This is a genomic window from Pseudoclavibacter chungangensis, assembly GCF_013410545.1.
Lineage (GTDB): Bacteria > Actinomycetota > Actinomycetes > Actinomycetales > Microbacteriaceae > Pseudoclavibacter > Pseudoclavibacter chungangensis.
In genome coordinates, this window is record NZ_JACCFV010000001.1 from 1,376,375 (window position 1) to 1,400,576 (window position 24,202).

General features: G+C 70.8%; 25 protein-coding genes. 10 read left to right on the forward strand and 15 right to left on the reverse strand.

Translation table 11 applies throughout. From position 1 onward, the window contains the following. Window positions 1-6 precede the first annotated feature (6 nt). Window positions 7-1,233, reverse strand: a complete 1,227-nt coding sequence (locus tag HNR16_RS06165; protein ID WP_158040959.1) for an HRDC domain-containing protein — start codon at window positions 1,231-1,233, stop codon at window positions 7-9. Continuing rightward, complete coding sequence (locus HNR16_RS06170) at window positions 1,220-1,819, reverse strand: DUF3000 domain-containing protein (protein WP_179558133.1); 600 nt, start codon at window positions 1,817-1,819, stop codon at window positions 1,220-1,222. Before HNR16_RS06170 ends, HNR16_RS06165 begins: the two co-directional genes overlap by 14 nt. Window positions 1,820-1,921: 102 nt before the next feature. Here HNR16_RS06170 and HNR16_RS06175 point away from each other — a divergent pair, with 102 nt between their 5' ends. Then, window positions 1,922-3,181 (forward strand): alpha/beta hydrolase family protein, encoded by a 1,260-nt coding sequence (locus HNR16_RS06175; protein ID WP_158040960.1) that lies wholly within the window; start codon window positions 1,922-1,924, stop codon window positions 3,179-3,181. Here HNR16_RS06175 and HNR16_RS06180 read toward each other — a convergent pair. The 3 genes from HNR16_RS06180 to HNR16_RS06190 are packed head-to-tail and all read right to left on the reverse strand — an operon-like array spanning window position 3,133 to window position 5,254. Continuing rightward, a complete protein-coding gene (locus tag HNR16_RS06180) occupies window positions 3,133-3,912 on the reverse strand; it encodes a RibD family protein (protein ID WP_158040961.1) in 780 nt (259 codons plus the stop codon). The genes HNR16_RS06175 and HNR16_RS06180 overlap by 49 nt on opposite strands. Next, on the reverse strand, window positions 3,909-4,352 hold the full coding sequence (locus HNR16_RS06185) for a SufE family protein (RefSeq protein WP_158040962.1): 444 nt from the start codon (window positions 4,350-4,352) through the stop codon (window positions 3,909-3,911). Before HNR16_RS06185 ends, HNR16_RS06180 begins: the two co-directional genes overlap by 4 nt. Then, a complete protein-coding gene (locus HNR16_RS06190; protein WP_158040993.1) occupies window positions 4,349-5,254 on the reverse strand; it encodes a sulfurtransferase in 906 nt (301 codons plus the stop codon). The genes HNR16_RS06185 and HNR16_RS06190 overlap by 4 nt, the downstream gene beginning before the upstream one ends. 118 nt (window positions 5,255-5,372) lie before the next feature. Between HNR16_RS06190 and zapE the strand changes: the two genes are divergently transcribed. The 3 genes from zapE to HNR16_RS06205 all read left to right on the forward strand — a co-directional run bounded on the left by zapE (window position 5,373) and on the right by HNR16_RS06205 (window position 8,656). Continuing rightward, entirely contained in the window at window positions 5,373-6,494 is a 1,122-nt protein-coding gene (gene zapE, locus HNR16_RS06195; protein ID WP_158040963.1) for a cell division protein ZapE, read from the forward strand. Window positions 6,495-6,738: 244 nt separating this feature from the next. Continuing rightward, window positions 6,739-7,974: an ammonium transporter gene (locus tag HNR16_RS06200; protein WP_158040964.1), complete on the forward strand. Its 1,236-nt coding sequence runs from the start codon at window positions 6,739-6,741 to the stop codon at window positions 7,972-7,974. Window positions 7,975-8,155: 181 nt separating this feature from the next. Further along, window positions 8,156-8,656 carry a DUF456 domain-containing protein gene (locus tag HNR16_RS06205; RefSeq protein ID WP_158040965.1) on the forward strand — a complete coding sequence of 167 codons (501 nt, stop codon included), beginning with the start codon at window positions 8,156-8,158 and terminating at the stop codon, window positions 8,654-8,656. Between the two features lie 24 nt (window positions 8,657-8,680). Here HNR16_RS06205 and HNR16_RS06210 read toward each other — a convergent pair whose 3' ends face one another. Next, the gene (locus HNR16_RS06210; RefSeq protein WP_158040966.1) at window positions 8,681-9,340 is read right to left on the reverse strand and encodes a CPBP family intramembrane glutamic endopeptidase; all 660 of its coding nucleotides are present in this window, start codon (window positions 9,338-9,340) and stop codon (window positions 8,681-8,683) included. A 160-nt stretch (window positions 9,341-9,500) separates the two neighbouring features. On the opposite strand from HNR16_RS06210, the gene HNR16_RS06215 reads away from it, so the two are divergent. Beyond that, window positions 9,501-10,547 (forward strand): NAD(P)H-binding protein, encoded by a 1,047-nt coding sequence (locus HNR16_RS06215; RefSeq protein ID WP_158040967.1) that lies wholly within the window; start codon window positions 9,501-9,503, stop codon window positions 10,545-10,547. Between the two features lie 115 nt (window positions 10,548-10,662). Then, entirely contained in the window at window positions 10,663-11,232 is a 570-nt protein-coding gene (locus HNR16_RS06220) for a TspO/MBR family protein (RefSeq protein WP_158040968.1), read from the forward strand. Window positions 11,233-11,392: 160 nt separating this feature from the next. Here HNR16_RS06220 and HNR16_RS06225 read toward each other — a convergent pair whose 3' ends face one another. Continuing rightward, the gene (locus HNR16_RS06225) at window positions 11,393-11,674 is read right to left on the reverse strand and encodes a hypothetical protein (RefSeq protein WP_158040969.1); all 282 of its coding nucleotides are present in this window, start codon (window positions 11,672-11,674) and stop codon (window positions 11,393-11,395) included. Here HNR16_RS06225 and HNR16_RS06230 point away from each other — a divergent pair. Then, window positions 11,666-12,067 carry a hypothetical protein gene (locus HNR16_RS06230; protein ID WP_158040970.1) on the forward strand — a complete coding sequence of 134 codons (402 nt, stop codon included), beginning with the start codon at window positions 11,666-11,668 and terminating at the stop codon, window positions 12,065-12,067. The genes HNR16_RS06225 and HNR16_RS06230 overlap by 9 nt on opposite strands. A gap of 20 nt (window positions 12,068-12,087) precedes the next feature. Here HNR16_RS06230 and HNR16_RS06235 read toward each other — a convergent pair whose 3' ends face one another. The 6 genes from HNR16_RS06235 to HNR16_RS06260 all read right to left on the reverse strand — a co-directional run bounded on the left by HNR16_RS06235 (window position 12,088) and on the right by HNR16_RS06260 (window position 17,422). Then, a complete protein-coding gene (locus HNR16_RS06235; RefSeq protein WP_225737898.1) occupies window positions 12,088-12,537 on the reverse strand; it encodes an NUDIX hydrolase in 450 nt (149 codons plus the stop codon). Between the two features lie 16 nt (window positions 12,538-12,553). After that, entirely contained in the window at window positions 12,554-13,372 is an 819-nt protein-coding gene (locus HNR16_RS06240) for an SDR family NAD(P)-dependent oxidoreductase (RefSeq protein WP_158040972.1), read from the reverse strand. A 68-nt stretch (window positions 13,373-13,440) separates the two neighbouring features. Further along, window positions 13,441-14,184, reverse strand: a complete 744-nt coding sequence (locus HNR16_RS06245; RefSeq protein WP_179558135.1) for an IclR family transcriptional regulator — start codon at window positions 14,182-14,184, stop codon at window positions 13,441-13,443. Window positions 14,185-14,186: 2 nt separating this feature from the next. After that, the gene (locus HNR16_RS06250; RefSeq protein WP_158040973.1) at window positions 14,187-14,975 is read right to left on the reverse strand and encodes an IclR family transcriptional regulator; all 789 of its coding nucleotides are present in this window, start codon (window positions 14,973-14,975) and stop codon (window positions 14,187-14,189) included. Between the two features lie 89 nt (window positions 14,976-15,064). Next, window positions 15,065-16,048, reverse strand: a complete 984-nt coding sequence (locus HNR16_RS06255) for an alcohol dehydrogenase catalytic domain-containing protein (RefSeq protein ID WP_158040974.1) — start codon at window positions 16,046-16,048, stop codon at window positions 15,065-15,067. Window positions 16,049-16,111: 63 nt separating this feature from the next. Continuing rightward, window positions 16,112-17,422: an MFS transporter gene (locus tag HNR16_RS06260; RefSeq protein WP_158040975.1), complete on the reverse strand. Its 1,311-nt coding sequence runs from the start codon at window positions 17,420-17,422 to the stop codon at window positions 16,112-16,114. 150 nt (window positions 17,423-17,572) lie between these two features. On the opposite strand from HNR16_RS06260, the gene HNR16_RS06265 reads away from it, so the two are divergent. From HNR16_RS06265 to HNR16_RS06275, 3 genes are all read left to right on the forward strand, one after another. Further along, window positions 17,573-18,367 carry an SDR family oxidoreductase gene (locus HNR16_RS06265; RefSeq protein WP_158040976.1) on the forward strand — a complete coding sequence of 265 codons (795 nt, stop codon included), beginning with the start codon at window positions 17,573-17,575 and terminating at the stop codon, window positions 18,365-18,367. Window positions 18,368-18,369: 2 nt separating this feature from the next. Next, window positions 18,370-19,389 (forward strand): L-idonate 5-dehydrogenase, encoded by a 1,020-nt coding sequence (locus HNR16_RS06270; RefSeq protein WP_158040995.1) that lies wholly within the window; start codon window positions 18,370-18,372, stop codon window positions 19,387-19,389. 379 nt (window positions 19,390-19,768) lie between these two features. Further along, the gene (locus HNR16_RS06275) at window positions 19,769-20,356 is read left to right on the forward strand and encodes a hypothetical protein (RefSeq protein WP_158040977.1); all 588 of its coding nucleotides are present in this window, start codon (window positions 19,769-19,771) and stop codon (window positions 20,354-20,356) included. 205 nt (window positions 20,357-20,561) lie between these two features. Here the strand turns inward: HNR16_RS06275 and HNR16_RS06280 are convergent, their stop codons facing one another. After that, window positions 20,562-21,089, reverse strand: coding sequence for a hypothetical protein (locus HNR16_RS06280; RefSeq protein ID WP_158040978.1), 528 nt, complete (start codon window positions 21,087-21,089; stop codon window positions 20,562-20,564). A 486-nt stretch (window positions 21,090-21,575) separates the two neighbouring features. After that, complete coding sequence (locus tag HNR16_RS06285; RefSeq protein WP_158040979.1) at window positions 21,576-23,309, reverse strand: HNH endonuclease signature motif containing protein; 1,734 nt, start codon at window positions 23,307-23,309, stop codon at window positions 21,576-21,578. Window positions 23,310-24,202: the final 893 nt, after the last annotated feature.

Genomic DNA, 24,202 nt, shown 5'->3' on the forward strand with positions numbered 1-24,202 from the left:
GTGAAGCTACGAAGCCGTCTCGTCCGCGTGCGCAGGTGGTTGGCCGACCTCGACAAACGCGCGGGCCACGAGCTCCGAGACCGCGTCGACCTGCCACGGCCGCGCGCCCGACGCCGCGAGTGCGGCAGCGATCGTCGCCGTGTCGATCGTCGTGGGTGGCTCCCACGCGACGCGACGCAGGTAGTCGGGGGTCAGGACGTTCTCGACGGGCATGCCGAGCGTCTCGGCGACGCGTTCGACGGCGGCGCGTCCTGCCCGCAACCGTGCGTCGGCGTCGGGAGCGCGGTGCGCCCACGAGCGGTGGGGTGGGATCGCGGGGCGCTCGCCTCGTCGTGAGGGCAGATCGGTCGTGCTGCGGCCCGCCTCGATGGCCGCCCACCAGCGGTCCAGTTGCGAGCGCGACTCCCGACCCGTGAACTCCTTGAGCCCCTGGAGGGCGCCGCGGCTCGACGGCATCGCGGCCGCCGCGGCGGTGAGGGCACGATCCGGCACGATCCGGCCGGGTGCGTTGTCCGTCTCCCGTGCGTACGCGTCGCGCGCGAGCCACAGCTCACGGGCGATCGCCTGTGCGCGGGGCGTGCGCAACTTCGAGTAGCCGTTCATGCGGCGCCACGGCTCGGAGCGCTTCGCGCCCAGCTCGCGCACGAGGATGTCGTCGAACTCCTGCCGCGCGAGACCGTCCTTGCCCTGGTCGACGAGGCGCTGGGCCATGAGGTCGCGGACGTCGACGAGCAGTTCGACGTCGAGCGCGGCGTAGGCGAGCCAGCTCGTCGGTAACGGACGCACGGACCAGTCGTCGGCCGAGTGTGCCTTCGCGAGCGTGATGCCGAGCAACTCCTCGACGACCGCGCCGAGGCCGACGCGCTCCATGCCGAGCAGGCGCGCACCGAGTTCGGTGTCGAAGATGGTCGCCGGATCGAGGTCGATCTCGCGGAGGCACGGGAGGTCCTGCGTCGCGGCGTGGAAGACCCACTCCTCGTCGTGGATCGCCTCGCCGAGCGCGGCGAGCGAGCCGATCGGGAGCGGATCGATGAGCAGCGTCCCCGCACCGCGACGGTAGAGCTGGACGAGGTAGGCGCGATCCGAGTAGCGGTAGCCGCTCGCGCGCTCCGCGTCGACCGCGACGGGCCCCTCGCCCTCGGCGATGCGCGCGACGCCGCGCGCGAACGCCTCGGGCGTGTCGATGACCTCGAGGCCGCCGTTCGCGATCCGTGCTTCGTCAGCCTGCGTCACGGGGCCCCCGGCGGTGCCGGATGCTCACGACCCGGTCGGATTCGACGGGCGGGAGGCCGGCGAGCATGCAGACGAGCTCACCCCATGCGGCGGCGTGCGAGCCGAAGTCGTAGTTCCTGGGGGTCCAGGACGCACGCAATTCGATCTGGGAGCCCTCACCCTGCGAGTCGAGTTCGCCGAATCCCTTCGCGTTGACGATCGTCGCCGTGCCGGAGGGATGCTCGAACAGGGCGCCACGGGACTCGAGGGCCTCGACGAGCCACGACCACGCGACGTCCGAGAGGAAGGGATCGACGCCGATCTCGGGTTCGAGGGGCGCCTGAGCGAAGCACACGACGCGATAGCTCCCTCGCCACGCCTCGGGTTCGTCGGGGTCGTGCAGCAGGACGAATCGGCCGGTGCCGAATTCGGAGTCCTCCTCGTGATTCGCGGGGTGCACGTCGCCCGAGAGGGCGATCGCGTCCGGCGCGAGGTTGGAGGGCGGACGGATCTCCGCGACCTCGAGTTCTGAGCGGAAGGTCGCTTCACGGACGGACGCCGCAGCGACCTCGAACCCGTCCGGCGGAACATTCAGTGAGACAACCACGCGATGAGACTATGCTCGTCCTTCATTCGGGACCACGAGGCGCGCCGTCCGTTATCGCGCCGTGTCGGTCCTTTCGTCGTCCGCACCGCGAACGGAGTCCAGATGGTCGTGCGCAGCCGTTCGCCGATCGGGGTCGCCGTCACGTCGATCGGGCTCGGCCTCGGCGCGGGCCTGCTCGCGACGGCGTCAGCGGCGGTCACGGCGAGCGTGCTCATGGCCCGCTCGGTCGTGACGCCCCCGAGGCGGCCGCACGAGCCGCTCCGCGTGCACGCGGTCGATCGGCGAGCGGGCACCGTCACGCTGCGACGCACGCCGGAATCGAGTGCGCCCGGAACGTACTCGATGGTGTTCTCCGGTGGAGCCGGGCGCGCCGTCCTCGGTCCCGTGACGGCGACGAGCGAGCACACGGTGACGCGCCGCTTCGACGGCGAGGAGGGTGCACGCCTCGAGCGCGGCACGTCCGTGCGGGTCGCGTCGGCCCCACAGCGCGGGCCCGCGGACCTCGGCCTGCCCTGGGAATCCGTCGAGGTCCCCACCGTACTCGGCCCGGCACCGGCATGGCTGTTCCCGGCGGAGGGTCCGTCGACCGATTGGGCAGTGCACGTGCACGGCCGGGGCGCCCTCATGACCGAACCGCTCCGATCGATCGGTGCGTTCCACGAGGCCGGTTGGAACTCGCTCGTCATCTCGTACCGCAACGACCCCGGCTCGACGACGTCACCCGATCGCCGCTACGGGCTCGGTGGGACCGAGCGGCGGGACATCGACGCCGCCCTTGCGTGGGCGCGTTCCCGCGGGGCCCGGCGCATCGTGCTCGTCGGATGGTCGATGGGCGGCGCGGCCGTCATGCAGGCGCTCTTCGATTCACCGCACCGGGACCACGTCGTGGGAGTCGTACTCGAATCGCCCGTCGTCTCGTGGTTCTCGACCCTGCGCCATCAGGGAGCGCTCCTGCACATGCCACGCTGGGTGACCCGTCTCGCGATCGGGCTCCTCTCGTCGACGGCGGCCGCGCCGATCGTCGGCGTCGATGCGCCGATCCCGCTCGAGCGCTTCGAGGTGCTTCGACGCACCGACGAGATCCGTGTCCCCGTCCTCCTCATGCACTCGACCGCGGACACCGTCGTGCCGGTCGGTCCGAGCAGGGAGCTCGGGCGCCGGCTGCCCGACCTCGTGCGCTACGTGGAGTTCCCCGCGGGACTCCACACGCGTCTCCACAACGTCGACCCGGAGCGCTGGGATCGTGCCCTGCAGCGGTGGCTCGCGGATCTCGCGAGGGGGACGTGGGCGGGGATCGGGGCGCCTGCGGCCGGTCAGTCCGCCGACGTGGCCGCCCCGCGGCGGGCGACGAGCCGCGAGTAGGCGTATCCGGCGTCGTCGAGTGCGACGAGGACGCGCTCGAACCGGGTCGCGGCCGTCGACGCCGGAAGCTGCGGCGCATCCGAGGGCCCGAACAGCGGTGCCTGTGTGAGGCACGCCTCGTCGAGCAGTTCGGCATCGAGGAACTGGGCGATGAGTGATCCGCCCCCCTCGACGACCAGGCGCTCGAACCCGAGTGCGCGGCACCGTTCGACGACCGTCCCGACGGGGACGCCGCCGCCGGGTGCATCGACGATCTCGACGCGCGCGCCGGGGAGCGTGCGTTCGACGTTCGTCGTCGCGATCGGCGGGCACAGGACGACGACGCCGTGCCGGGCCTCGTCCGGGGTGATGCGGTGCCCCGCGAGTTCGCCCGAACGGGTCACGACGACGAGCGGCGTATCACCCGTCGCCGTGTGCCGCTCCTGACGGAGGGTCGAGGCGCCGACGACGATGGCATCGCTCATCCGCCGGATACGAGTGAGGATGCGGCGGTCGATGCGGTTCGTGACCGAGTCGCTCGTGCCGTCCGGGCCCGTGACGCGCGCATTCAGCGTGCCGAGCATGTTCATGCGGATCCACGGGCCGGCCGGCGTCGCGTACAGCGCATCGATCGCCGCGTCGGACGCGGGGGAGGCGAGGGCGAGCGGAGACGCGTCCGTCCCGCCCCCGAGCTCGTCCGAGCGCCAGAGAATCCGGAGCAGCGTCGCCGCGGGGGACTCGACGTCGGTCACGACGACGTGGCGACGCGCTCCCGCGCCTGCCGCTTCGTTCGTCCGAGCATGCCCACCATGCCGCGCAACCGCAGTGGCGAGACGACCTTCGTCAGCCCGAGGTCGAAGGGCACGTCCTCGGGGATCGCGAGGAGCTCCTCGACGCTCGCACCCTCCACACCCTGCGCCAGGATCGACGCGAAGCCGCGCGTCGTCGGAGCCTCCCGCGGCGCCGTCGCGTGCAGGTGCACGAGACCGGCCTCGTCGACCTCGGTGAAGAGGTAGACGGGGGACTGGCACTCGACGACGCGCTCCAGGAGGTCCGGGTGGTCGGCGTAGCGTGCGGGCAAGTCGGGCAACTCGTTCGCGAATTCCAGCAGGAGCGTCAGGCGCTCGCGCTCCGGGAGCGCGAGGAAGTCGTCACGGATCTCCGCGAACGCGGCGGGCAGCGTGGCCGTCATGCGCGCGGCGCGGGGGCGTCGCCGGGCTCCTCGCCGAGCGCGACGGGTGCGCCCACGAGGCTGCCCCACTCGGTCCACGAGCCGTCGTAGTTGCGCACGTGCTCGAGGCCGAGCAGGTGGGTGAGCGTGAACCACGTGTGGCTCGAACGCTCGCCGATGCGGCAGTACGCGATGACGTCGCTGTCGGGGGCGAGCCCGGCGCCGTCGAAGTAGAGCGCTTCGAGCTCGGCGCGCGGGCGGAACGTTCCGTCCTCGGCGACCGCCTTGCCCCATGGCACCGAGCGCGCCGACGGGATGTGGCCCGCGCGCAGCGCGCCTTCCTCGGGGTAGTCGGGCGCCGTCGTGCGCTCACCCGAGTATTCCTGCGGCGAGCGGACGTCGACGAGCGGCGACCCGAAGTGCGCCGCGACGTCGTCGCGGAACGCGCGGTACGTGCGGTCGTCGCGCTCGACGACCGGGTACTCGGTGGGGGGCGGGACGGGCACCTCGGTCGTGATCCGCCGGCCCTCCGCGATCCAGCGGTCGCGGCCCCCGTCGAGCAGACGCACGTCCTCGTGTCCGAAGAGCGTCGCGAGCCACAGCGCGTACGCCGCCCACCAGTTGTTGCGGTCGCCGTAGATCACGAGCGTGTCGTCGCGAGCGATGCCGCGCTCCGACATGAGCTTCGCGAACTGCTCGCCGTCGACGAAGTCGCGACGGACCGGATCGTTCAGGTCGACGTGCCAGTCGAGCTTCACCGCGCCGGGGATGTGCCCCGTCTCGTAGAGGAGGACGTCCTCGTCGGACTCGATCACGACGAGCCCCTCGTCACCGAGGTGCTCCGCGAGCCACTCGGTCGTGACGAGACGCTCGGGGTGAGCGAACGCCGCGAGTCGCGGATCGGGATCGTGGGCCACGGGCATGGGTGCCTCCTCGGGGTCGGTCACGTGCTCCTCCAGGGTATACACGGGCCGTGACGCGACGGCCGGGTGTGACGTCGCGCGCGACCCGTGGTGTCGGGCGCGCGAAGGGATGCCTAAGATGGATCGGCCGACGGCTGCAGCCGGGGCCACCGGTGCGCCGACGACAACAGGAGAGCTGCCCGTGAGCCCTAACGGCATCGTCCATCTGACCGAGCGATCGCCCGAGGTGTCGGCGCAGGAGATGGTCGCCGCACTCGTGCCGCCGCGGCAGTTCGACACGGCGCGGTTCAGCACCTACCGGCCGGATGCCGAGTATCCCTCGCAGGCCGAGGCTGTTCGTGCGGGTGAGCGGTTCTGCGGCAAGAAGCCGGACAAGTCGACCTCGCCCGGACGCGGATTCTTCTCGCGGCTCAAGCCGGCGCCGCCCGTCAAGCCGGGGCTGTACCTCGACGGCGGATTCGGTGTCGGCAAGACGCACCTCCTCGCGTCGATCTGGCACGACTACCCCGGGCGCAAGTACTTCGGGACGTTCATCGAGTACACGGCGCTCATCGGTGCCCTCGGGTTCCAGAAGGCCGTCACGCAGCTCACGGGTACGAAGCTCATCGCGATCGACGAGTTCGAGCTCGACGATCCGGGCGACACGATGATGATGTCGAAGCTCCTCGGCGAACTCGTCGCGACGGGCACGTCGGTGGCCGCCACGAGCAACACCCCGCCGAACGCACTCGGTGAGGGACGCTTCGCCGCACAGGACTTCCTGCGCGAGATCACGAAGCTCGCCGACGTGTTCGAGACGCTCCGCATCGACGGCACGGACTACCGTCGCCGCGCCATCGACGGCAGCGCGATCGTCACGACGCCCGACGGGATCGAGCGCGAGGTCGCCCAGCGCCTCGAGCTCGGCGAGACGGTCGCGCGCGACGACTTCGGCGCGCTCGTCGACCACCTCGCGAGCGTGCACCCGTCGAAGTACGTCCGGCTCGTCGACGGCCTCGACGCGATCGTCCTCGACGACGTGTTCGAGCTGACCGACCAGAGCCAGGCGCTGCGCTTCGTCGCGTTCGTCGACCGCGTCTACGACGCGCAGGTGCCCGTCATCGCCTCCGGCATCCCGCTCGACCAGATCTTCGGCGGCGGGATGGTCGACGGCGGCTACCGCAAGAAGTACCTCCGCGCGGTCTCGCGACTCATCGCGTCGACGGCGGCCGCCGGCGAACGCGCCGTCCGCGCGAGCTGACGCAGCCACCAACCACGAAACCGGGTGGTTCTCGGGGTTCCGGGCCGCCCGGAACCCCGAGAACCACCCGGTTTTCCGTTCGGGAACGAAACACACCCGTAACGAAGCGGCGCCGACCGAAACGTCGGGGAAACACTCCCGCCGCTCAGCCGATACGAACCGCGCCCAGACTCTTCCCAGGTATCCCGCGTCACGACGCCGACCCGTTCCCTGGGTCACCGCGGGGTGCGGAAGTGAGATTCCTATGGACACCGGTGGAATGGCCTGGCTCCTCATCAGTGCGGCTCTCGTGCTGCTGATGACCCCCGGGCTCGCCTTCTTCTACGGCGGCATGGTGAAGGAGAAGAGCGTCATCTCGATGATGATGCTCAGCTTCGGGGCGCTCGGCCTCATCGCCGTGCTCTGGATCCTCTACGGCTACAGCATGTCGTCCGTCTCCGGCGACAGCTTCTTCCAGTTCGCGGGCAACCCGTTCGCCGACTTCGCGATGACCGACCTCACGAGCGACAACGAGAGTCTCGCGGGCGCCGCATACGGAGCCACCTTCGCGATCATCACGACGGCGCTCATCTCGGGTGCCATCGCCGACCGTGCCAAGTTCGGTTCCTGGCTCCTCTTCGCGGGCATCTTCGCGACCTTCGTGTACTTCCCCGTCGCCGCATGGGTCTGGGGTGGCGGCTGGATCATGCAGCTCGGCACCGCACTCGGCTTCGACGGCGTCGAGGTCATCGACTACGCGGGTGGAACCGCGGTCCACATCAACGCCGGTGCTGCCGCACTCGCGCTCGCCATCGTCCTCGGCCGCCGCGTCGGCTTCGCGGACAAGGGCAAGGAGATGCTGAAGCCGCACAACGTGCCGCTCGTCATGCTCGGCACCGCGCTCCTGTGGTTCGGCTGGTTCGGCTTCAACGCCGGCGCCGAGGGGAACGGCAACCTCATCGAGGGCATCCCCGGCCTCATCTTCGTGAACACGATCGCCGCGCCCGCCGCCGCCATCCTCGGATGGATCGCGGTCGAGAAGATCCGCAACGGCAAGCCGACCGCGATCGGTGCCGCCTCCGGTGCCGTCGCGGGTCTCGTCGCGATCACGCCGGCGTGTGCCGTGCTCACGCCCGGCTGGTCGCTCCTGCTCGGCCTGCTCGCCGGTATCCTCTGCTGCCTCGCGGTGGACCTCAAGTACAAGCTCGGCTACGACGACTCGCTCGACGTCGTGGGACTCCACCTCGTCGGTGGTCTCCTCGGCTCGATCTTCCCGGGCTTCTTCGCCTTCGACACGGGCCTGTTCACGGGCGGCGACGCTCGCCAGCTCGTCGTGCAGGTGATCGCATCGCTCTCGGTGCTCGTGTACTCGTTCGTCGTCAGTTTCCTCGTGGCGTGGGCGATCCAGAAGACGATCGGCTTCCGGATCACGCACGAGGACGAAGCGGCCGGTATCGACGTGGTCGTGCACGGAGAGACCGGCTACGCGCTGGCCCGCTAGCCGGGGCCGGCGTGACCCGGAGCGGGCCGCGTGGAACGGAGTACCGTTCCCGCGGTCCGCTTCGGCGTTCGGGCCGCGCGGAACGGGTAACCGTTCCCGCGGCCCGTCTCGGCGTCCACGGGCCACGCGCCCGGGGTCGCCGCGTCGGGATCGGTGGCGGTCGATCGATACGATCGTGGGCATGACCCCCGATGCCATCGCCGCGATCGTCGCCGTCGTTCTCGCCCTCGTCGGGATCGTGGGGATCATCGTCCCGGTGCTCCCCGGCTCGATCACGATCATGGCCGGGCTCATCGTCTGGGGAATCTGGGGGAGCGGCTGGGCGTGGCTCGCGGTCGGGATCGGCCTCCTGCTCACCGGTACCGGAATGTTCTCGGGATGGATCCTCGCGAAGCGCGGCCTCGACGCCCGCGAGATCCCGAACTGGCCCATCGTCGTCGGCGCCGTGACGGGCATCGTCGGCATGTTCGTCCTGCCGGCGCTCGGGCTTCCGATCGGATTCCTCGCGGGCCTCGTCGTGTGCGAGTACATCCGGCTCCGGGACTGGCGCGAAGCGCTGTCGACGTCGTGGACCACGACGAAGGCGCTCGGCATCGGCATGCTCATCGAGTTCGCGTGTGCATGCCTCGCGCTCTTCGTGCTGGGCGTCTCGATCCTCGGGCACTTCGCTTTCGGCTGGTAGCGGCAGCTCGGCGGCCGCGATCGCTCACCGCCCGACGAGGACGGGGAAGATGCCGATCATCGCCACGGTCCACACGGCGTGCACGATGATCGGCGCCGGCCACCAGCGCGTCCGATCCAGCGTCCACATCGCGACGACACCGAGGACGGCCGCCATGAGCGCGAGTGCGGGAGTGCCCGAGCACAGCGTCACGATCGCGTAGAGCACGGTCGGCACGATCCAGCGCCACCAGCCGCGCAACAGCGTCGGGAACGCGAGGCGGAAGAAGACCTCCTCCGCCGCACCCGTCACGAACGCCACGGCGAGCAGCAGGGCGACGGGTTGCGAGGCCGCCGCGGCGAGCGGAGCAGCCACGAGCGGTGCCGTCGCGGGCCACGAGGACAGGACGAGGCCGCCGACGAGCGATGCGGTCGCGAGTGCGGCCCCCGCGAGCAGCGACGTCAGGACGCGGTGTCGAGCGGGTCGTGGCGGGCTGTCGTCCCGGTCGACCTGCCGACGGATCGCGAGGACGATGCCGCCACCCGTGAACCAGACGGCGCCGAGCAGGAGCGCCCACGCGGAGACCGCGACGCCACCGTCGTCGGCCGCACCGAACGACAGCACGAGAATCGGACCGGCCGCGAGGAGCGCGAGCAGGACGGTCGTCCAAGCACCCACATCGCGGGTGGTCGCGGGCGCGGTCATGATGGCAAGTATCGCGCACGCGCACGATCGATCCTCGAGCCGCGCTGTCGCCGTCACCTAGCACTCCCTGAGACCGGCACCCGGCAGGGGGTGCGAGGATCGGTGCGTCCGACGCCGGTGGTCTTCGACTTCCAGCGCACCGGCGACGACGGGAGTCGACATGCGCGTGCTCGTGATCGGGGCGACCGGCTACATCGGCAGCCGGACCGTCCCCGCGCTCGTCGCGGCGGGCCACGAGGTGACCGCCGGCGCGAGGGAGCCCACAACCCTCGATCGATTCGCGTGGGGTGATCGTGTCGATCGGGTCGAGCTCGACGTGCTCGACGCGGCATCCGTCGATGCGGCCCTCGCCCGCGGCGTCGATGCGCTCGTCTACCTCGTACACGGGATGGGCGGCACCGATTTCCGCCGGACCGACCGGACGGCGGCGACGACGGTCCGGGAGGCCGTGGACGCGCACCGGGTGCCGCGGATCGTCTACGTCTCGGGGATCATCCCGCCGATCGATGAGGGCGAGCTGTCGGAGCACCTCACGTCGCGCCTCGAGGTCGAGCGCCTGCTGTCGTCGGCGTCGGCGACGGTGATCACGCTCCGCGCGGCAATGGTGCTCGGCGCCGGGTCGACGAGTTTCGAGCTCATGGCGCAGCTCGCACAGCGACTGCCGGTGACGATCGTGCCCGATTGGATGGATCACGAGGTCGAGCCGATCGCCGTCGTCGATCTCGTGGCCGTGGTGGCCGGCGCGCTCGAGGCCCGCAGCGGTACCGATCACTTCGACATCGGCGGCGGTGAGCGAATGCCGTACCCGGAGCTCATCGAGCGGTACACGAGGGCCGCCGGGACCCCGAGGTCGCAGATCGACGTGCCCCTGCTTCCCCAGGGCCTCGTCGCGACCGTCGCGTCGTGGCTGGCCGACGTGCCCTCGCCCACCGTCACGGGGCTCATGGAAAGCCTTCGCGAGGACATGGTCGCGAGCGAGCGACGCTGGATCGGTGAACTGGTCGCCGATACGTATCGGACGGTCTCCGTCGAGGACGCGTTCGCCCGGAGCCTCGGTCCGTCGGTGGGGCCGGCGGCCGCGGCATCGGCGGATCCCATGCGGTTGCAACCGGGGGATCACGAGTGGGCGACCGCGGTGGGTGAAGTGCCCGAGCTCGGCGGCGTCCGTGACGCATCGGGGGCGAGGAATCCGTGGGGATCCGACTGATGGCGCGGGGCCGATACCGGGGCCGGTGCGAGGGCCACTCCCGGCGCCGGGGCACGCCGGACGTCGCGACGACGACCGGTGCGTGCGGCGTGGTCACCGAAGTCGGAGCACGACGGTGAGCGCCGACCGGAGGGCACGCAGCGTTTCGACGCCGGGCCCGGCCAGTGGGGCGACGCCGTCGGCCGGACGCCGGGTCGCGGTCGCGCTCCTGCTGGTCGTCACGGTCACCGCCGTCGCGGCTGTCGGCGCACTGAGCAATGCCCCGAACACGGACGGGTGGTACGCGTCGGTCGAGAAGGTGCCGTGGAGTCCACCGAACTGGCTGTTCGCGCCCGTCTGGACGGTGCTCTATCTGTCGATCGCGCTGACGGGGTACCTGTTGTGGCGACGCGGATTCGCGGGGCCGGGACGTCCATCGGCGATGCGACGGCAGCTCACGCTGTTCGTGAGCGCGCTCGTCCTGAACGCGCTGTGGTCGCCCGTCTTCTTCGCGGACTATCCGCTCGTCGGTGTCGCGGCGTGGTGGGGCGGGATGGCGATCATGGTGCTGCTCATCGTGAACGTCGTCGTGCTCGCGTTCGCTGCCCGCAGTGTGTCCGTCGTCGCGGCGGTGCTGCAGGTCCCGTACCTGGCGTGGCTGTGCCTGGCGGCCTCGCTCAACGCGGGCATCATCCTGCGCAACTGACGTCGTGGGCGCTCGCCTCCCGTACCTCATGGCGTCCGGAGCGACGTCACGCCCCGCTTGCGGTCCGCGCTCGGCTCATCGGGCCCGGCGCGGGGCCGGGCGCCCGGGAGCGGCACCCCGTCGGGTCCTCGAGATCGAGACCGGCCGGCTCGTCGTCCCGCTACGCGGCGGCTCGCCGCGCCCGACACGTGCTCAGCGCACCGCGACCGACACGTGTCCGGTACACCGGGACCGACACGCCGGGCGTGCGGCCCCGTTCCGCCATCGACGAGACGCGGCGGGAGTTCGATTTCAGCGTCCTCCGGCCGATGCCGAGCGACCTCGACGACAGCACCACCCACTCACGGTCGTCGAGACCGAGTCCGCCCGCGAGGGGGAGCTCGAACGGCAGCGCGCGGCCGACGCCGAGCTCGAGGAGCTCGCGCTCGACCCCGTGCCGCACGCCGAGGTCATCACGCGGCAGGAGTTCGATCGTCGCGTGGCCGCCTCCGGTGCCGCGGATTGGTTCGAGTGGCGAACCCGCAACTGGGCAACCATGTGGGAGGGGGTGCGCACGGAGGTGCTCCTCGACCGTGGGACCGACATCGTCGTGCGTTTCGAGACGGCGGGGGACGCGTCGCGCGGCGTACTCGAGGAGCTCGTGGGTCGTGGCGTGTCCGTCGTCGGTGGCTTCGTGCACGAGGACGGGTCGAGGTTCGAGCAGTTCGGTGACGCCGACGAGTTCGAGCGGACGTTCGTGCTCGTCGAGACCGAGGAGGACATCGACGGTGAGCCTCGAACGATGCGCCGGATCGAGCTGCGCGATGCGGATGCCCCGGGCTCGGTGTCGGCCTGAGACGAGCCGGACGAGTGCGGTCAGTCGCGCCCCGCCGCGGAGCCGCCCGGCGTGGGAGGGATGAGTCCCGCGCGTTCGAGGTGCTCGGCGAGCGCACTCGTGAGCGGCAGCGAACGGACGTCATCGACGGGGACCCAGCGCACGTCGTCCGCGTCGTCACCCGCGAGGAGCGTGCCGCCGATCGAGGTGGCGAGGAAGTCGTGGATCTCGAACACCCGCCCGTCACCGACGGGGACCGTCGCGACCGAGAGCTCGCGGCCGATGTCGACGAGCAGCCCGGTCTCCTCGAGCGTCTCCCGCGCCGCCGCCTGCGCGAACGTCTCACCGGGTTCGACCTTGCCACCCGGTACGGACCAGCGCCCCCGTTCGGGCTCGCGGCCGCGTCGGACGAGCAGCAGCCGTCCCGTCTCGTCGAACACGACGGCACCGGCCGCCGGCACCGGTTCGCCCACGGCGGGACGTCCGCTCACGAGTACTCCTCCACCCTCAGGTGCGTGCGAGCGTGGACGTCGACGCGGACACCTGATCGTCCACGGCATTGAAGCTGCCGTCGACCGTGATGCCCCCATCGGCATCGAGGACGGCGCCGTTCACGAAACTCGCGTCCGTCGAGAGCAGGAAGGCGATCACCGAGGCGATCTCCTCCGGCTCGCCGAGTCGACGCAGGGGGGTCCGCCCGACGAGCACGGACTCGTCGAGCGCTCCGGTGCGCAGGCCCGCTCGCACCATCTCCGTCGCGATGTAGCCCGGGGCCACCGCGTTGACCCGGACGCCGCGCGGGCCCCACTCGGTCGCGAGCGTTCGGGTCAGGCCGAGGACACCGGCCTTCGCGGTCGCATACGCGAGCCGTCCCGGCAGGCCGAACGTCGAGCCCACGGAGGCGATGTTCACGATCGCCCCGCTGCCGGCGACGAGCGCGGGATATGCCGCCCTGCTGCAGAGCATGGCACCCGTCAGGTGCACATCGAGCTGTCGACGCCACTCGCCGAGGTCGACTCGTTCCGCGGGCGACTTGACGAGGATTCCGGCACCGTTGACGAGACCGGCGAGCACGCCGTGCCGGTCGGCGAGGGAGGCGAATGCCGACTCGACGGCGTCCTCGTCGCAGACGTCGACGTCGGCGAACTCGTGACCACCACTCACGGGTGACGTCGCGTCGAGCTGCGCCGCCGCGTCGCGGGCTCGAGCCCGGGGCAGATCGAGGACGCCCACGCGCACGCCCCGCTCCGCCAGCAGCCGAGCGGTTGCGAGACCGATGCCCTGGGCGGCCCCGGTGACGACCACGACCGGCGGGGTTTCCGTCATGACGCGCATGGTGATGCTCCTTCGCTCTGTGCCCGTCCGCGAGGTCGCGGACGGTTTCGGTTTCGGTTTCACGGTCGATATGCGGCGGAGATCCGTTCGCTCGCCGTTCGCAGGGCCTCGAGCGAGCGGTCGAACGCGCCCATGATCTCGTCGCGCACGCCGGCGACGGAGATCGCGCCGAGGAGGGCCCCCGTGTCGTCGCGCACGTGGACGCCGAGCGCCGCGACCCCCGGGGTGACATCGCCGTCGGAGAGGGCGTATCCCCGTTCCCTGACGAGATGCACATCGGCCCGGAGCTCGTCGTGCGTGCCCATCGTGGCGGCGGTGAGTCGTCGTGAGGGCACGGCCGCGGGTGAGGCGAGCAGCTCGGGGTCGTTGGCGACGATCACCCGTGCGGTGGCACCGGCGTACGGAGGGAGGGTGCCGCCGGGCAACAGCTCCATGAGGCCGATGCTGAGGCCCTGGAACAGCAGCAGGCACACGATCTCGTCGCCGCGTCGGACGCAGAGGTAGACGCTCTGGCCGAGCAAATCGCGCAACTCCCGGAGGATCGGTGCGGCCGCGACCACGAGTGGGTTCTGTCGGGCGGCCGTCGCAGCGAGACTCAGCATCTCGATGGCGAGTCCGACCCGTCCGTCGTCGCCAGTTCGCACGAGTCCGACGTGCTCGGCGGCGTCGACGAGACGGTAGACGCTCGAGCGGGGAACGCTCACGGATCGTGCGATGTCCGGAACGGTTCGAGGACCGTGCGCGCCGAGGAATCCGAGCAGTTCGTCCACGTTGTCGAGGACCTTGATGGATGAGGATGCCACGATCACACTCCCGAGGTCGTGAGGTCCCGCGAGCCGCGGGTGTGTCCGAGGAGCGCACTCACACGGTCCGCCTCCTGCACGACGAGGGCGACCGTGCGGTCGTCGTCGACGATGCCGCGCGCGCGGAGTCCGCTGACGGAGATCGCGGCGACGATCGCCCCGCGGTGATCGAATACGGGCGCCCCGACCGAACGGATGCCGGTTCCCATGCCGTCGTCGGCGACGACGTGGCCGCGCTCGCGGATCTCGGCGAGCTGCGCCAGGAGGTGCGCGCGATCCGCGCCGCCGCGCCCGCTCGCCTCGACGAACGCGGCGACGACGTCGGGATCGGCGAAGGCGAGCAGCACGCGCGGGGTCGCACCGTCGTCGAGCGGCAGCGAGCCGCCGAGGCGCAGCCGTTGGATCTGGACGTCCTGCCCGTCGACGCGCTCGATGCACGTCGCCCGGTTCTCGGTTCGGATGCAGAGGAAGGCCGTCTGTGCGGTGACGTCGTTGAGCGTGCGGAGACTCGGCAGCGCGACGGAGCGCAGTTCGAGCTGCGCTTCGAAACGGTCGCCGAGCCAGATGAACCGCGTACCGAGGCGGTACTCGCCCCGGAGCTCGCCCCGCTCCACCCAGCGGAGTGCGGTGAGGCTCGAGAGCAGTCGGTACACCGAGCTGATCGGTTCGTTGATCTCCGAGGCGAGCATCGCGGCGGTCTTTCCTTCTTCTCCTGTGGCGAGGGCTCGGACGAGCGCCTGCGCCTTGTCGAGGACATGCAGCCCGGACGTCACCTCGGATCGACGCGACATAGGTTCCTCTCACTCTGTGGACATCAGTCGTTGCACAGTATGCGAGGACATACGCCGCTGCAATCAGCCGCTGCAGCCAGCCGCTGTAATCAGGGGGACGGTTCGAGTGCGGCCTTCACCGTGGTGCCCGAGCCGATCGCGTCGAACTCATCCGCGAACTCGGAGAATCCGAAGCCGCGGACGAGCTCGGCGCCGAGATCCGGGTGCCGGACGAGGCTCTCGATGGCGCGTTCGTAGTCGGCGCGGAACGAGCTGTAACTGGTGACGACCTCGATCTCCTTCCGGACGAGATCGTTCATCCGGATCGAGGGTGGGGCACCGTAGAGCGCGACGACGACGAGACGTCCCTGGACCGGGAGCGCGTTCGCGGCGTCGCCGAGCGCGGCGGCGGCGCCGGCCGCCTCGATCCACACGGACGGCACGAACCCCGGGGGGACGGCATCGCGCAGGGGGAGTCCGAGCGCCCCGGTGGGGGCGGACCGGTCGCGGACGTCGGCGGGCGTGCCGACGAGCACGACGTCGGCACCCGCGTCGCGTGCCGCGAGAGCGGCGAGGATGCCGACGGTTCCCGGGCCCGTCACGACGACCGTGTCACCCGGCCCGACGCGACCTCGGGTGACGGCCCGCGCTGCGATCGAGGCCGGTTCGGTGAGGACGGCGGTCACATCGGGGAGCCGGTCGGGCACACGAACGAGGGCGTCGGCCGCGACGACGACGGATGCGGCGGCGCCACCGTCCCTCGACAGGCCGAGGGTGCGCTTGTGCGCGCAACCGTTCGCGTAGTCCCGTGCGCAGGCGTCGCAGGCGCCGCAGCCGGTTTGCGCGATCGGGACGACGCGGTCCCCGACGGCCCACTCGGCGGGGACGTCGGGTCCTGTCCGGGCGATGACCCCGACGATCTCGTGGCCGAGGACGCGGCCGGTCGTCACCCAGTCGTATCCGTCGTCACCGCGCCAAATGTGCGCGTCCGAGCCGCAGAGTCCGCACAATCGGACGTCCAGCAGGACGTCGGTCCCGGTGACCGCGGGGACGGGCCGCTCGACCACCTCGATCCGTCGTGCCCCCGTGGCCACGCGAGCGACGGCTCGCTGTGTGAGAACAGCCGTACCGAGCGCGTTCCCGCCGAGCGCCGCCACTCAGACCACCTCCGAGAGCGGCACCCCGGTGTTCCGCCGCCAGGTCAGCACGATCGCCGACGCGACGAGTGCGAGGACGATGACGTAGACGTTGAACACCCACCCGAGGCCGATGCCGTAGAGCCACGTGCTCAGGTACGAGGCCGTCCCACCGAACAGTGCCACGCCGAGCGAGATCGAGACCCCGAACACGCGAGTTCGGTAGCGATTGGGGATCTGCTCGGAGATCGCGGCCGGTTTCGATCCCGTGATACATCCGACGAGCAGGAGTCCGATGCCCTGGGCGACGAGCAGCGTCCATGGCTCGGTCGTGATGAGGCCCCACAGGGGGAAGACCGTCACGGCGATACCGACGAGCGACACGAGGACGAGCGCGCGGCGACCGAAGATGTCGGAGAGGTGGCCGAGTAGCGGCAGCGCCAGGACGTAGACCACCTGCGCGATCGCGCTCATCATGAAGGCATCGGCCGGGTGCATGCCCACGATGCCGATCGCGTAGACGGCCGCCGACGTGACCCACGTGTAGTACGTGACGGTGGCGCCCGCCTCGACGAAGAAGAGTCGGATCCCCTCGACGACGATCTTGCGGGAACTCCATGTCGCCTGCGTGACCGTCGAGGCCTCGGGGTCGTCCGTCGTGGCGTGGTCGGCCGACTCGACCATGCCGCGCCGGAGGAAGAGGGCGACGACCGCGAGGGCGCCACCGATGAGGAACGGGACGCGCCAGCCCCACTCGTTCATCGCGTCCGTATCGAGCGCCGCCGTGAGCGCGGCCAGGAATCCCGTGGCGATGAGCGAGCCCGTCCCGACGGCGACGAACACGGCGCTCGACCACAGGCCCCGCCGGCGCGGCGGCGCGATCTCGGCGATGTATGCGTATGACGTCGTCGATTCGCCACCGTGCGCGAACCCCTGGATGAGGCGGGCGACGAGCAGCAGCAGCGAAGCGAGCGGACCGATCGCCTCGAACGACGGCGTCAGGCCGATCACGACGCTCCCTGCGGCCATGAGCAGCATAGTCGTGATCAGCACCGCGCGCCGTCCGCGCCGGTCGGCTATGCGTCCGAAGACGATGCCTCCGAGCGGGCGGGCGAGGAACCCGATCGCGAAGACCGCGAGGGTCTGCAAGAGCGCGGACAGCGGATCACCGGACTCGAACAGGGCGGCGGCTATGTACACCGATGCGACGGTGTAGACGGTCCAGTCGTACCACTCGAGGGTGTTCCCGACGCTCATCGCGAGCAGCGACTTGCGCTGGAGTCGCTTGTCGACGTCGGCCACGTGTGGGGCCTCGGTGCGTGCAGTCGTCATTGACTTCCTTCTCTCGTCGTGCCGATGTCCAGTTATTATCACTATGTGGACATCATGTCTGCATGTTGGTAATGTACATGTGTCGACGTGAAACACCTAGCGCCGATTTCGTGGGTCCGCCCGAAGCAGAACAACAACGGAGTGTTGGGTATGGCATTGCAAGACATCGCCGATCGCGTCGCGCTGGTAACGGGCGCGAGCACCGGCATCGGCGCCGGAATCGTGCACCGTCTCCTCGAGTCGGGAGTCCGCGTGCACGGCATCTCGCGGCGGGCGGACGCGCTCGAACGACTCGACCCGGCGGCCGTGCGTGAGGGCAGGTTCGTTCCGCACGCCCTCGACGTGGCCGACACCGCCCGCGTGCGCGCCCTCGCGGCCGAGCTCGCCGTCACTGACCCGATCGACACCCTCGTGTGCGCCGCCGGAACCAACGTCCCCGCGCGCCGGTTCGCCGAACTCACCGACGAGAGCTTCGGCGAGATCATGGCGACCAACGTGACCGGGGTGTTCGCGGTCCTCAGCGCCACGCTGCCGCAGTTGCGTGCGGCAGCGGGCGACGTCGTGATCATCTCGAGCGTGGCAGCGGCGTGGCCCGATCACAGTGGCGCCGCCTATGGGGCCTCGAAGTCCGCTCTGCTCGGGCTCGCGCGTGGGGCCTCGCGCGACGAGCACGGGAACGGGGTCCGGTTCTGTACGATCCTCCCCGGCATCGTCGACACCCCGATCCTCGACAAGCGTCCCTCACCGCCGCCCCGGGAGGTGCGCGACTGGGCGATCCATCCCGACGACATCGCGGAGGCGGTGCACACGGCGATCGCGTTGCCGCCGCGCACGAACATCGCCGAACTGACGGTCGTCGCCACTCGACTGCAGTCGCTCGGCAACACGCAGCAGGCCACGCCGAGTCTCCCTGCCGCACTGACGATCGAGGAGGTCGCGTCGTGACGATGCGAGCGGTCGTCGCTCACGGGGCGGGTGATCTTCGGGTCGAGGACGTTCCCGTTCCCGACGTCGAGGCCGGCGCGGTCCTCGTTCGTGTCGCGTTCGGCGGCATCTGCGGCAGCGACCTGCACTACTACCAGCACGGGCGCAACGGCATCTACGACCTGCGGCGGCCCCTCGTTCTGGGCCACGAGATCGTCGGGACGATCACGGCGGTGGGCGCGGGCGTCGGGGCACCGTACGACGTCGGGGCCGCGGTCGCCCTCCATCCCGCGCGGCCCACACCGAAGCCCGGTGCGACGAAGGCGCTGGGGCTGCACCTCGCGCCGGGCGGGAGCTATCTGGGGAGCGCCTCGACGGACCCGCACACGGATGGCGGGTTCGCCGAGTACGTGGCGGTCGATGCCGACCAGATCCGTCTCCTGCCCGCGGGACTCCCGTTGCGGCGGGCCGTCCTCGCGGAGCCGCTCGCCGTCGCGATCCACGGTGTCGCGCAGGCCGGTGATGTGCTCGGCAGAACGGTGCTCGTGTCGGGTGCTGGTCCGATCGGCTGCCTGAGCGTCGCGGCGTTGCGGGCCGGCGGCGCGGGCACGATCGTGGTGACCGATCTCGCGGAGGAACCGTTGCGGATCGCCCGCGGTGTCGGCGCGACACGGACCGTGCGTCTCGGGGGCGACGCGGTGCTCGAGGAGGAGTCGTTCGATGTGGTCGTCGAGGCATCGGGGGCGCCCGTGGCCCTTGCATCGGCCCTCGGCCTCGTCCGACGCGGTGGAACGATCGTGCAGTTGGGGATGCTTCCCGCGGGTGACCTGTCGTTGCCCATGGCGGCGCTCGTGAGTCGGGAGATCACGCTTCGCGGTTCGCAGCGGTTCGAGCTGGAACTCGATGACGCGATCGCGCTCCTGGCCGCGACGCCCGAGCTGGAGCTCGTCGTGACGCACGAGTTCCCGATCGACCAGGGGGTCGACGCGTTCGACGCCGCCGCGAGCCGTTCGGTCGCGGGGAAGGTCGTGATCGCGGTCTGATGCCGCGCCCGGGTCCCGCGGTCGCCGGCCTTCGGCCGGGACCTGCCGTGACACGGTTCCGCCGGGGCCGTGAGCAAGTGTGTCGATGTCGTGATGACGACACCGTCATGGCCGTTCGACGTATCGGGCCGGCGCGCGTGACGAGCGTCGTCCGGCTGATCGGAGATGACGCGGATGTGCGCGCGATCGCACGAGAGGCCCTCGCGGTACTGCGGAACGGGCCGGAGGCCGGTGCACCGCTGTTTCGGCACCGTCGGTCCTGCATACACGTCGCCGGCGACTCGGAGCGTGCGGTGCCGTCGATGCGCGGCGTGCGGGTGGGCGCACGGGGCGGGCGTGGCGTGGCGCGATATGGGGCGCGTTCCCGGGCGTCGGGCTGATGACGCTCCTGGTCTCGGCCGCGATGCACGGTCCGGCGGGTCGGAAGTATGCGCTCCTGGAGCCCGGTCTCGTGCCGACGGTCGCCCTAGTCGCAGGTGCGATCGCGCTCCTCGCGCTCCTGCTCGCGCTCGTGCTGCGACCGCCGGACCGGGAGAGCGCGCGGATCGGTGAGACCGTGTCCGTGCTCGTCGGCGTGTTCTGCGCAGCGATTCTCGTCCACCGTCTGCTCGTCGGCGCGAACGATGACCGCGGTTACACGCCCGGTGCCCTCGGACCGTCGCTCACGACGACCGGCGTGGCGGTGCCGCTCGTGTCGGGGATCGCGATTCGCGCGGACATCGTGCGTCGGCGTCCGGTGGCATCGGCGGCCGGCAGGGACTCGACCGGGTCGCGCGTCACGATGCGGCGATTGCGTGAGGACGCGGCCTGGGCCGCGACCGCCGCGGGAACGGACGAGGTCTCCGCTCGCGATCGGGCCGGCCGCCTCGATGCGCTCGCCGCGCGGGGGAGTGACCCATCGGCCGTCGCGCAGGCGGGGGCGATGAACCCGCGTGGCGTGGTTGGCGTGGCTCGCCCACGACGGTGAGGTCGACATCACGAACATCGTTCCGCGCACCTGATAGCCGTGTGCGATCCGTGGTCGACGTGGTTCCCGCGCGGACGTGCCGTCGAGCGTTCGTGTGCGAGTTCGTGTTCGTGCCATCGGGCGGGTCGCCGAGTCGGGCATCCGTGTGCGTCGCGCGGCGAAGCTGCGGCCTCCGACACGGCGGCGACCGCTTGGCGTGGGTGACTCACGCGAACGCGTAATAGAACGCGAGGTGCAGGGCCAGGATCAGGTGCAGGGTCGAGAGTCGGTCGCGGAGCGTCGCCTGTACCAGACCGAGCGCGAGGATCGCGAGGCTGGGAAGAAGGTTCGCGGGGGCGAAGCGATCCGGGATGAACAGGGCGTGTCCGAGCCAGAACACGATCGCGGTGGTGACGACGACGGGCCATCGACCGAGCCGTTCCGCGAGGTAACTCTGCAGGAGTCCGAACGTCAGGTAGTCCTGCCAGAACACAGAGACCGCCATCCACCCGATGTAGAGAGGGAGGGGCAGGACGAGTCCGTAGTGGAACGGGAGCGCGACCGCGAGGAGGGCGGGAAGCACGTACGCCCACATCCATCTCGATCTCGCGAACAGCGTCCGGTTGTAGCGGCGGTGGAGCGCGACGAGCACGATCGCAAGGAGCGCCGCGACAACCGTTTCGACGCGGACGGCGGCGCCGAGGTCTGAGCTGATGAGGTGACCGATGCCGTCGGTCAGGAGCCCGGGGGGCAAGGCCCAGAGTCCGAACCAGGCGACGACGGCGACGGGCAGCCCCCAGACGGGGACGCGGCGACCGTCGAGATGGGGGAGGGGGCTGCGCGGGGTCGTTCGAGGGGCTCTGGGGCGAGGTCACGTGAACATCGTGGCAGGCCGGTCGGGGACGTGGTGGACGACGCGGGGACGTGGTGGACGACGCGGCCGGGGATGATCCGCGGGGTCGACGACGTCGGCTGCGGGCGCATCGAGCGCATCGGGCGCATCGGGCGCATCGAGCGCAGGGTCAGGTCTCGCCCGCGTGTGGCGCGGGCGTGCCGTCATCGACGCGCGGGAGGACAGCATCGGGTGTGAGCCAACCGACCTCGCGCGACCTCGCGCGACCTCGCGCGCGCCGCTGTGTTTGGTGATCGTGCCGCTGGGTTCGGTGTGTGCGGGTCTACTTGGTGATCGTGCCGCTCGTGCCGGCCAGCGTCGCTGTTCCCGGTGGTCGTCGTGCCGCGATCAGCAGGGTGGTGGATCGTTCCCGCCGTCGGCTTCGGCATCAGTTCTCGCCCGACTCCGCCGTGGCCTGTGGGCGCCGCGTCGGCGCTGCGCGCTCGGAAGCGCGTCCACGGATTCCGGGCAGGGAGAAGTCTCGAGCTCGGGGTCGAACTCGAACTCCGCTTCCATGCTCGTGCGTGGCCGTTCGGTGACCGGTCGAATGGTCGGTGCGATCGAGTGTTCGGAGGTGTCGAGTGCGCGAACGAGCCCCGTCGGTGATACCGGGCGGTCGTCTCCGTCTGGTGGATGGTCGCCTCGGCCTGGTGGGTGGTCGTGTCCGTCGTCGTGGTAGGCCCATGAGGGTCTGAACCTGGGCCCGACGGGGTTGGGCCGGTCGGAGTAGCGATCGCCGCCCGGTGAGAACCAGACCAACCGTCCCGGTTCGCGTTGTTCGACTCGCCACCGGGTGGCGTGCTTGAAGGTGTGGTGTCGGCGGCACAGGTGCGCCATGTTCCCGAGCGAGGACGTGCCGCCGTCGGTGACCGCGATGGTGTGGTCGATATCGCACCGCCGTGCCGGGCGGGTGCAGCCCGGGAAGCGGCAGTGCCCGTCCCGCACGCGCAGGAACTCGCGCTGCGCCGCCGTCGGGAAGCGCGTGTCGCTCTCGCGAGCGACGCCCGTGATCGGATCGGTCAGCACCCGCAGGAACGACGGCGCACGCGCCGCGAGTTCCCGCGCCTGCTCCACCGGAACCGGCACCACCCCGTCGAGCAGCGCGGGGTCGTCGCCGCCATCGAGGAGTGAGAGCACGGGCACGGTGATCGCGACCCTGGCGTTGATGCCGCCGGCCGCGCCGTGCGGTGACCCGCACCCCTCTGCGGGGTCGCTGGTGAGGACGAGTTCGCACAGCAGGTCGGCGCGGATCTGATCATGCGTCCGGGGCTCATCCGGACCCGCGAGCGCTTTGGCCTGTTCGGTGAGCCGGTCGAGCATTGCCGCGCCGAGGAGGGTGGGGACGAGTGCTTCGAGTCGGCTCATGCCGTCGTCCTCGTGCACGACCCGCACCCCGCGCTGCTCGCGCGCGATCTTGTGGCGCTCGTCGAGACTCTCCCGCATGAGCGTCTGCGCTGCCCGCCGCGCGCGAGCCCGCAACCTGGCGGGCGTCTCCCGCGAGGCCCCGTCGACCACGGCCCGCTCGTACGCTTTGCGGGCGTCGTCGTCGGGGAGGCGTCGTCCTTCAGCGAGGATCACGCGCACGTGCGCGAGGGAGAGGTGCCCATCGCGGAGCATTCCTTCCGTGGCGGGGAACGCGTCGCGCAGCATGAGGCTCTCGCCGAGTTCCCGGGACACGACCGGCTCGGGCCGGCTGGTCGCGAGCGCGAGCTGGGCGGTGCGTTCACGCATCGCCGTCACCACCGCATCATCACTCCCAGGAAACTCCTCCCGAGCCGAAGCGAGGGTCGCTTCGTGGATGAACGCGAGCAGTTCCGCGCGGCGGGCCTCGGCTTTCGCGATGAGTTTGTCTTCGGCGCGGATCGCGTCGAGCGCCAGGTCGAAGGCTTCGTCGTGGGCGCCGATGCCGTCGAGGTGTTGCAGGTGCATCATGAACGCAACGTGCGGCGCGACCGTCGCCTGACCACGCGGCCGAGGACACGCGTCACCACCGGCCGACGGGCGCGCGTCACCGCCGACCGTCGGACGCGCGGTGGCGTCCGGGGCCGGTACGGCAGTGCCGTCGGGCTCGTGATCGTTCATACCCACACCCCATCACCGCCCTCGGACATTGCGATCCGTCGAGGGACACGGGCGGATGATGCCTCGGAACCCGGTAGGCGCGACCCCGAGATCACGATGCGGGGCACGAGACCACCGGCAGCGGGACACGCGCTGGCGTCCGGGGCCGGTACGGCGGCGGTGCCGTCGGGCTCGTGATCGTTCATACCCACACCCCATCACCACCCACGGATATTGCGATCCGTCGAGCGGCACGGACGGATGATGCCTCCGAATCCGGTAGGCGCGACCCCGAGATCGCGATGCGGGGCACGAGACCACCGGCAGCGGGACACGCGCTGGCGTCCGGGTCCAGTGCGGCAGCGGTGCCGTCGGGCTCGTGATCGTTCATACCCACACCCCATCACCACCCAGGGGCAATCCGACCCGGCCCCGGAGCGAAATCGGGAACGGGGTTCGGGCAAACCCGCGAATGGTGGCGCGTTCGACCACCTACCGCGCGAAGGCTCACGCCACCGCCACCGCCACCGCCACCGCCACCGCCACCGCCACCGCTACCGACCGTCGGACGCGGGGTCGCGTCCGGAACCGGTGCGGCGGCGGTGCCGTCGTGTTCGTGTTCGTTCATACCCACACCCCGTCACCACCCACGGACAATCCGACTCGGCCCAGGAGCGGGCGCTTGAACGAGCACGCGACCAGTGACGGCGGAAACCCTCGAACGCTGACAGCTTGACCCACGACCTCCAGCGCGACGGCGCCCGTCACCGGCGCCCGTCACCCGCGCCCGTCGGACGCGGGGAGGCGTCGGGGCCGGGGCTGTGGTGCCGTTGCGCGTGTGGTCGTTCATACCGACACCCCATCACCACCCACGGACATTCCGACCGGTCGCCGGAGCCGCGAGGCCGACCCCT

What these genes read in the sequence shown, in the direction of transcription:
- HNR16_RS06175 (WP_158040960.1), top strand. Translation starts at nt 1,922, where the DNA reads ATGGTCGTGCGCAGCCGTTCGCCGATCGGGGTCGCCGTCACGTCGATC.
- HNR16_RS06250 (WP_158040973.1), bottom strand. Translation starts at nt 14,975, where the DNA reads ATGTCGCGTCGATCCGAGGTGACGTCCGGGCTGCATGTCCTCGACAAG.
- HNR16_RS06265 (WP_158040976.1), top strand. Translation starts at nt 17,573, where the DNA reads ATGGCATTGCAAGACATCGCCGATCGCGTCGCGCTGGTAACGGGCGCG.
- HNR16_RS06210 (WP_158040966.1), bottom strand. Translation starts at nt 9,340, where the DNA reads ATGACCGCGCCCGCGACCACCCGCGATGTGGGTGCTTGGACGACCGTC.
- HNR16_RS06205 (WP_158040965.1), top strand. Translation starts at nt 8,156, where the DNA reads ATGACCCCCGATGCCATCGCCGCGATCGTCGCCGTCGTTCTCGCCCTC.
- HNR16_RS06200 (WP_158040964.1), top strand. Translation starts at nt 6,739, where the DNA reads ATGGACACCGGTGGAATGGCCTGGCTCCTCATCAGTGCGGCTCTCGTG.
- zapE (WP_158040963.1), top strand. Translation starts at nt 5,373, where the DNA reads ATGGATCGGCCGACGGCTGCAGCCGGGGCCACCGGTGCGCCGACGACA.
- HNR16_RS06215 (WP_158040967.1), top strand. Translation starts at nt 9,501, where the DNA reads ATGCGCGTGCTCGTGATCGGGGCGACCGGCTACATCGGCAGCCGGACC.
- HNR16_RS06270 (WP_158040995.1), top strand. Translation starts at nt 18,370, where the DNA reads ATGCGAGCGGTCGTCGCTCACGGGGCGGGTGATCTTCGGGTCGAGGAC.
- HNR16_RS06275 (WP_158040977.1), top strand. Translation starts at nt 19,769, where the DNA reads ATGACGCTCCTGGTCTCGGCCGCGATGCACGGTCCGGCGGGTCGGAAG.
- HNR16_RS06285 (WP_158040979.1), bottom strand. Translation starts at nt 23,309, where the DNA reads ATGAACGATCACGAGCCCGACGGCACTGCCGTACCGGCCCCGGACGCC.
- HNR16_RS06260 (WP_158040975.1), bottom strand. Translation starts at nt 17,422, where the DNA reads ATGACGACTGCACGCACCGAGGCCCCACACGTGGCCGACGTCGACAAG.
- HNR16_RS06190 (WP_158040993.1), bottom strand. Translation starts at nt 5,254, where the DNA reads ATGCCCGTGGCCCACGATCCCGATCCGCGACTCGCGGCGTTCGCTCAC.
- HNR16_RS06240 (WP_158040972.1), bottom strand. Translation starts at nt 13,372, where the DNA reads ATGACGGAAACCCCGCCGGTCGTGGTCGTCACCGGGGCCGCCCAGGGC.
- HNR16_RS06185 (WP_158040962.1), bottom strand. Translation starts at nt 4,352, where the DNA reads ATGACGGCCACGCTGCCCGCCGCGTTCGCGGAGATCCGTGACGACTTC.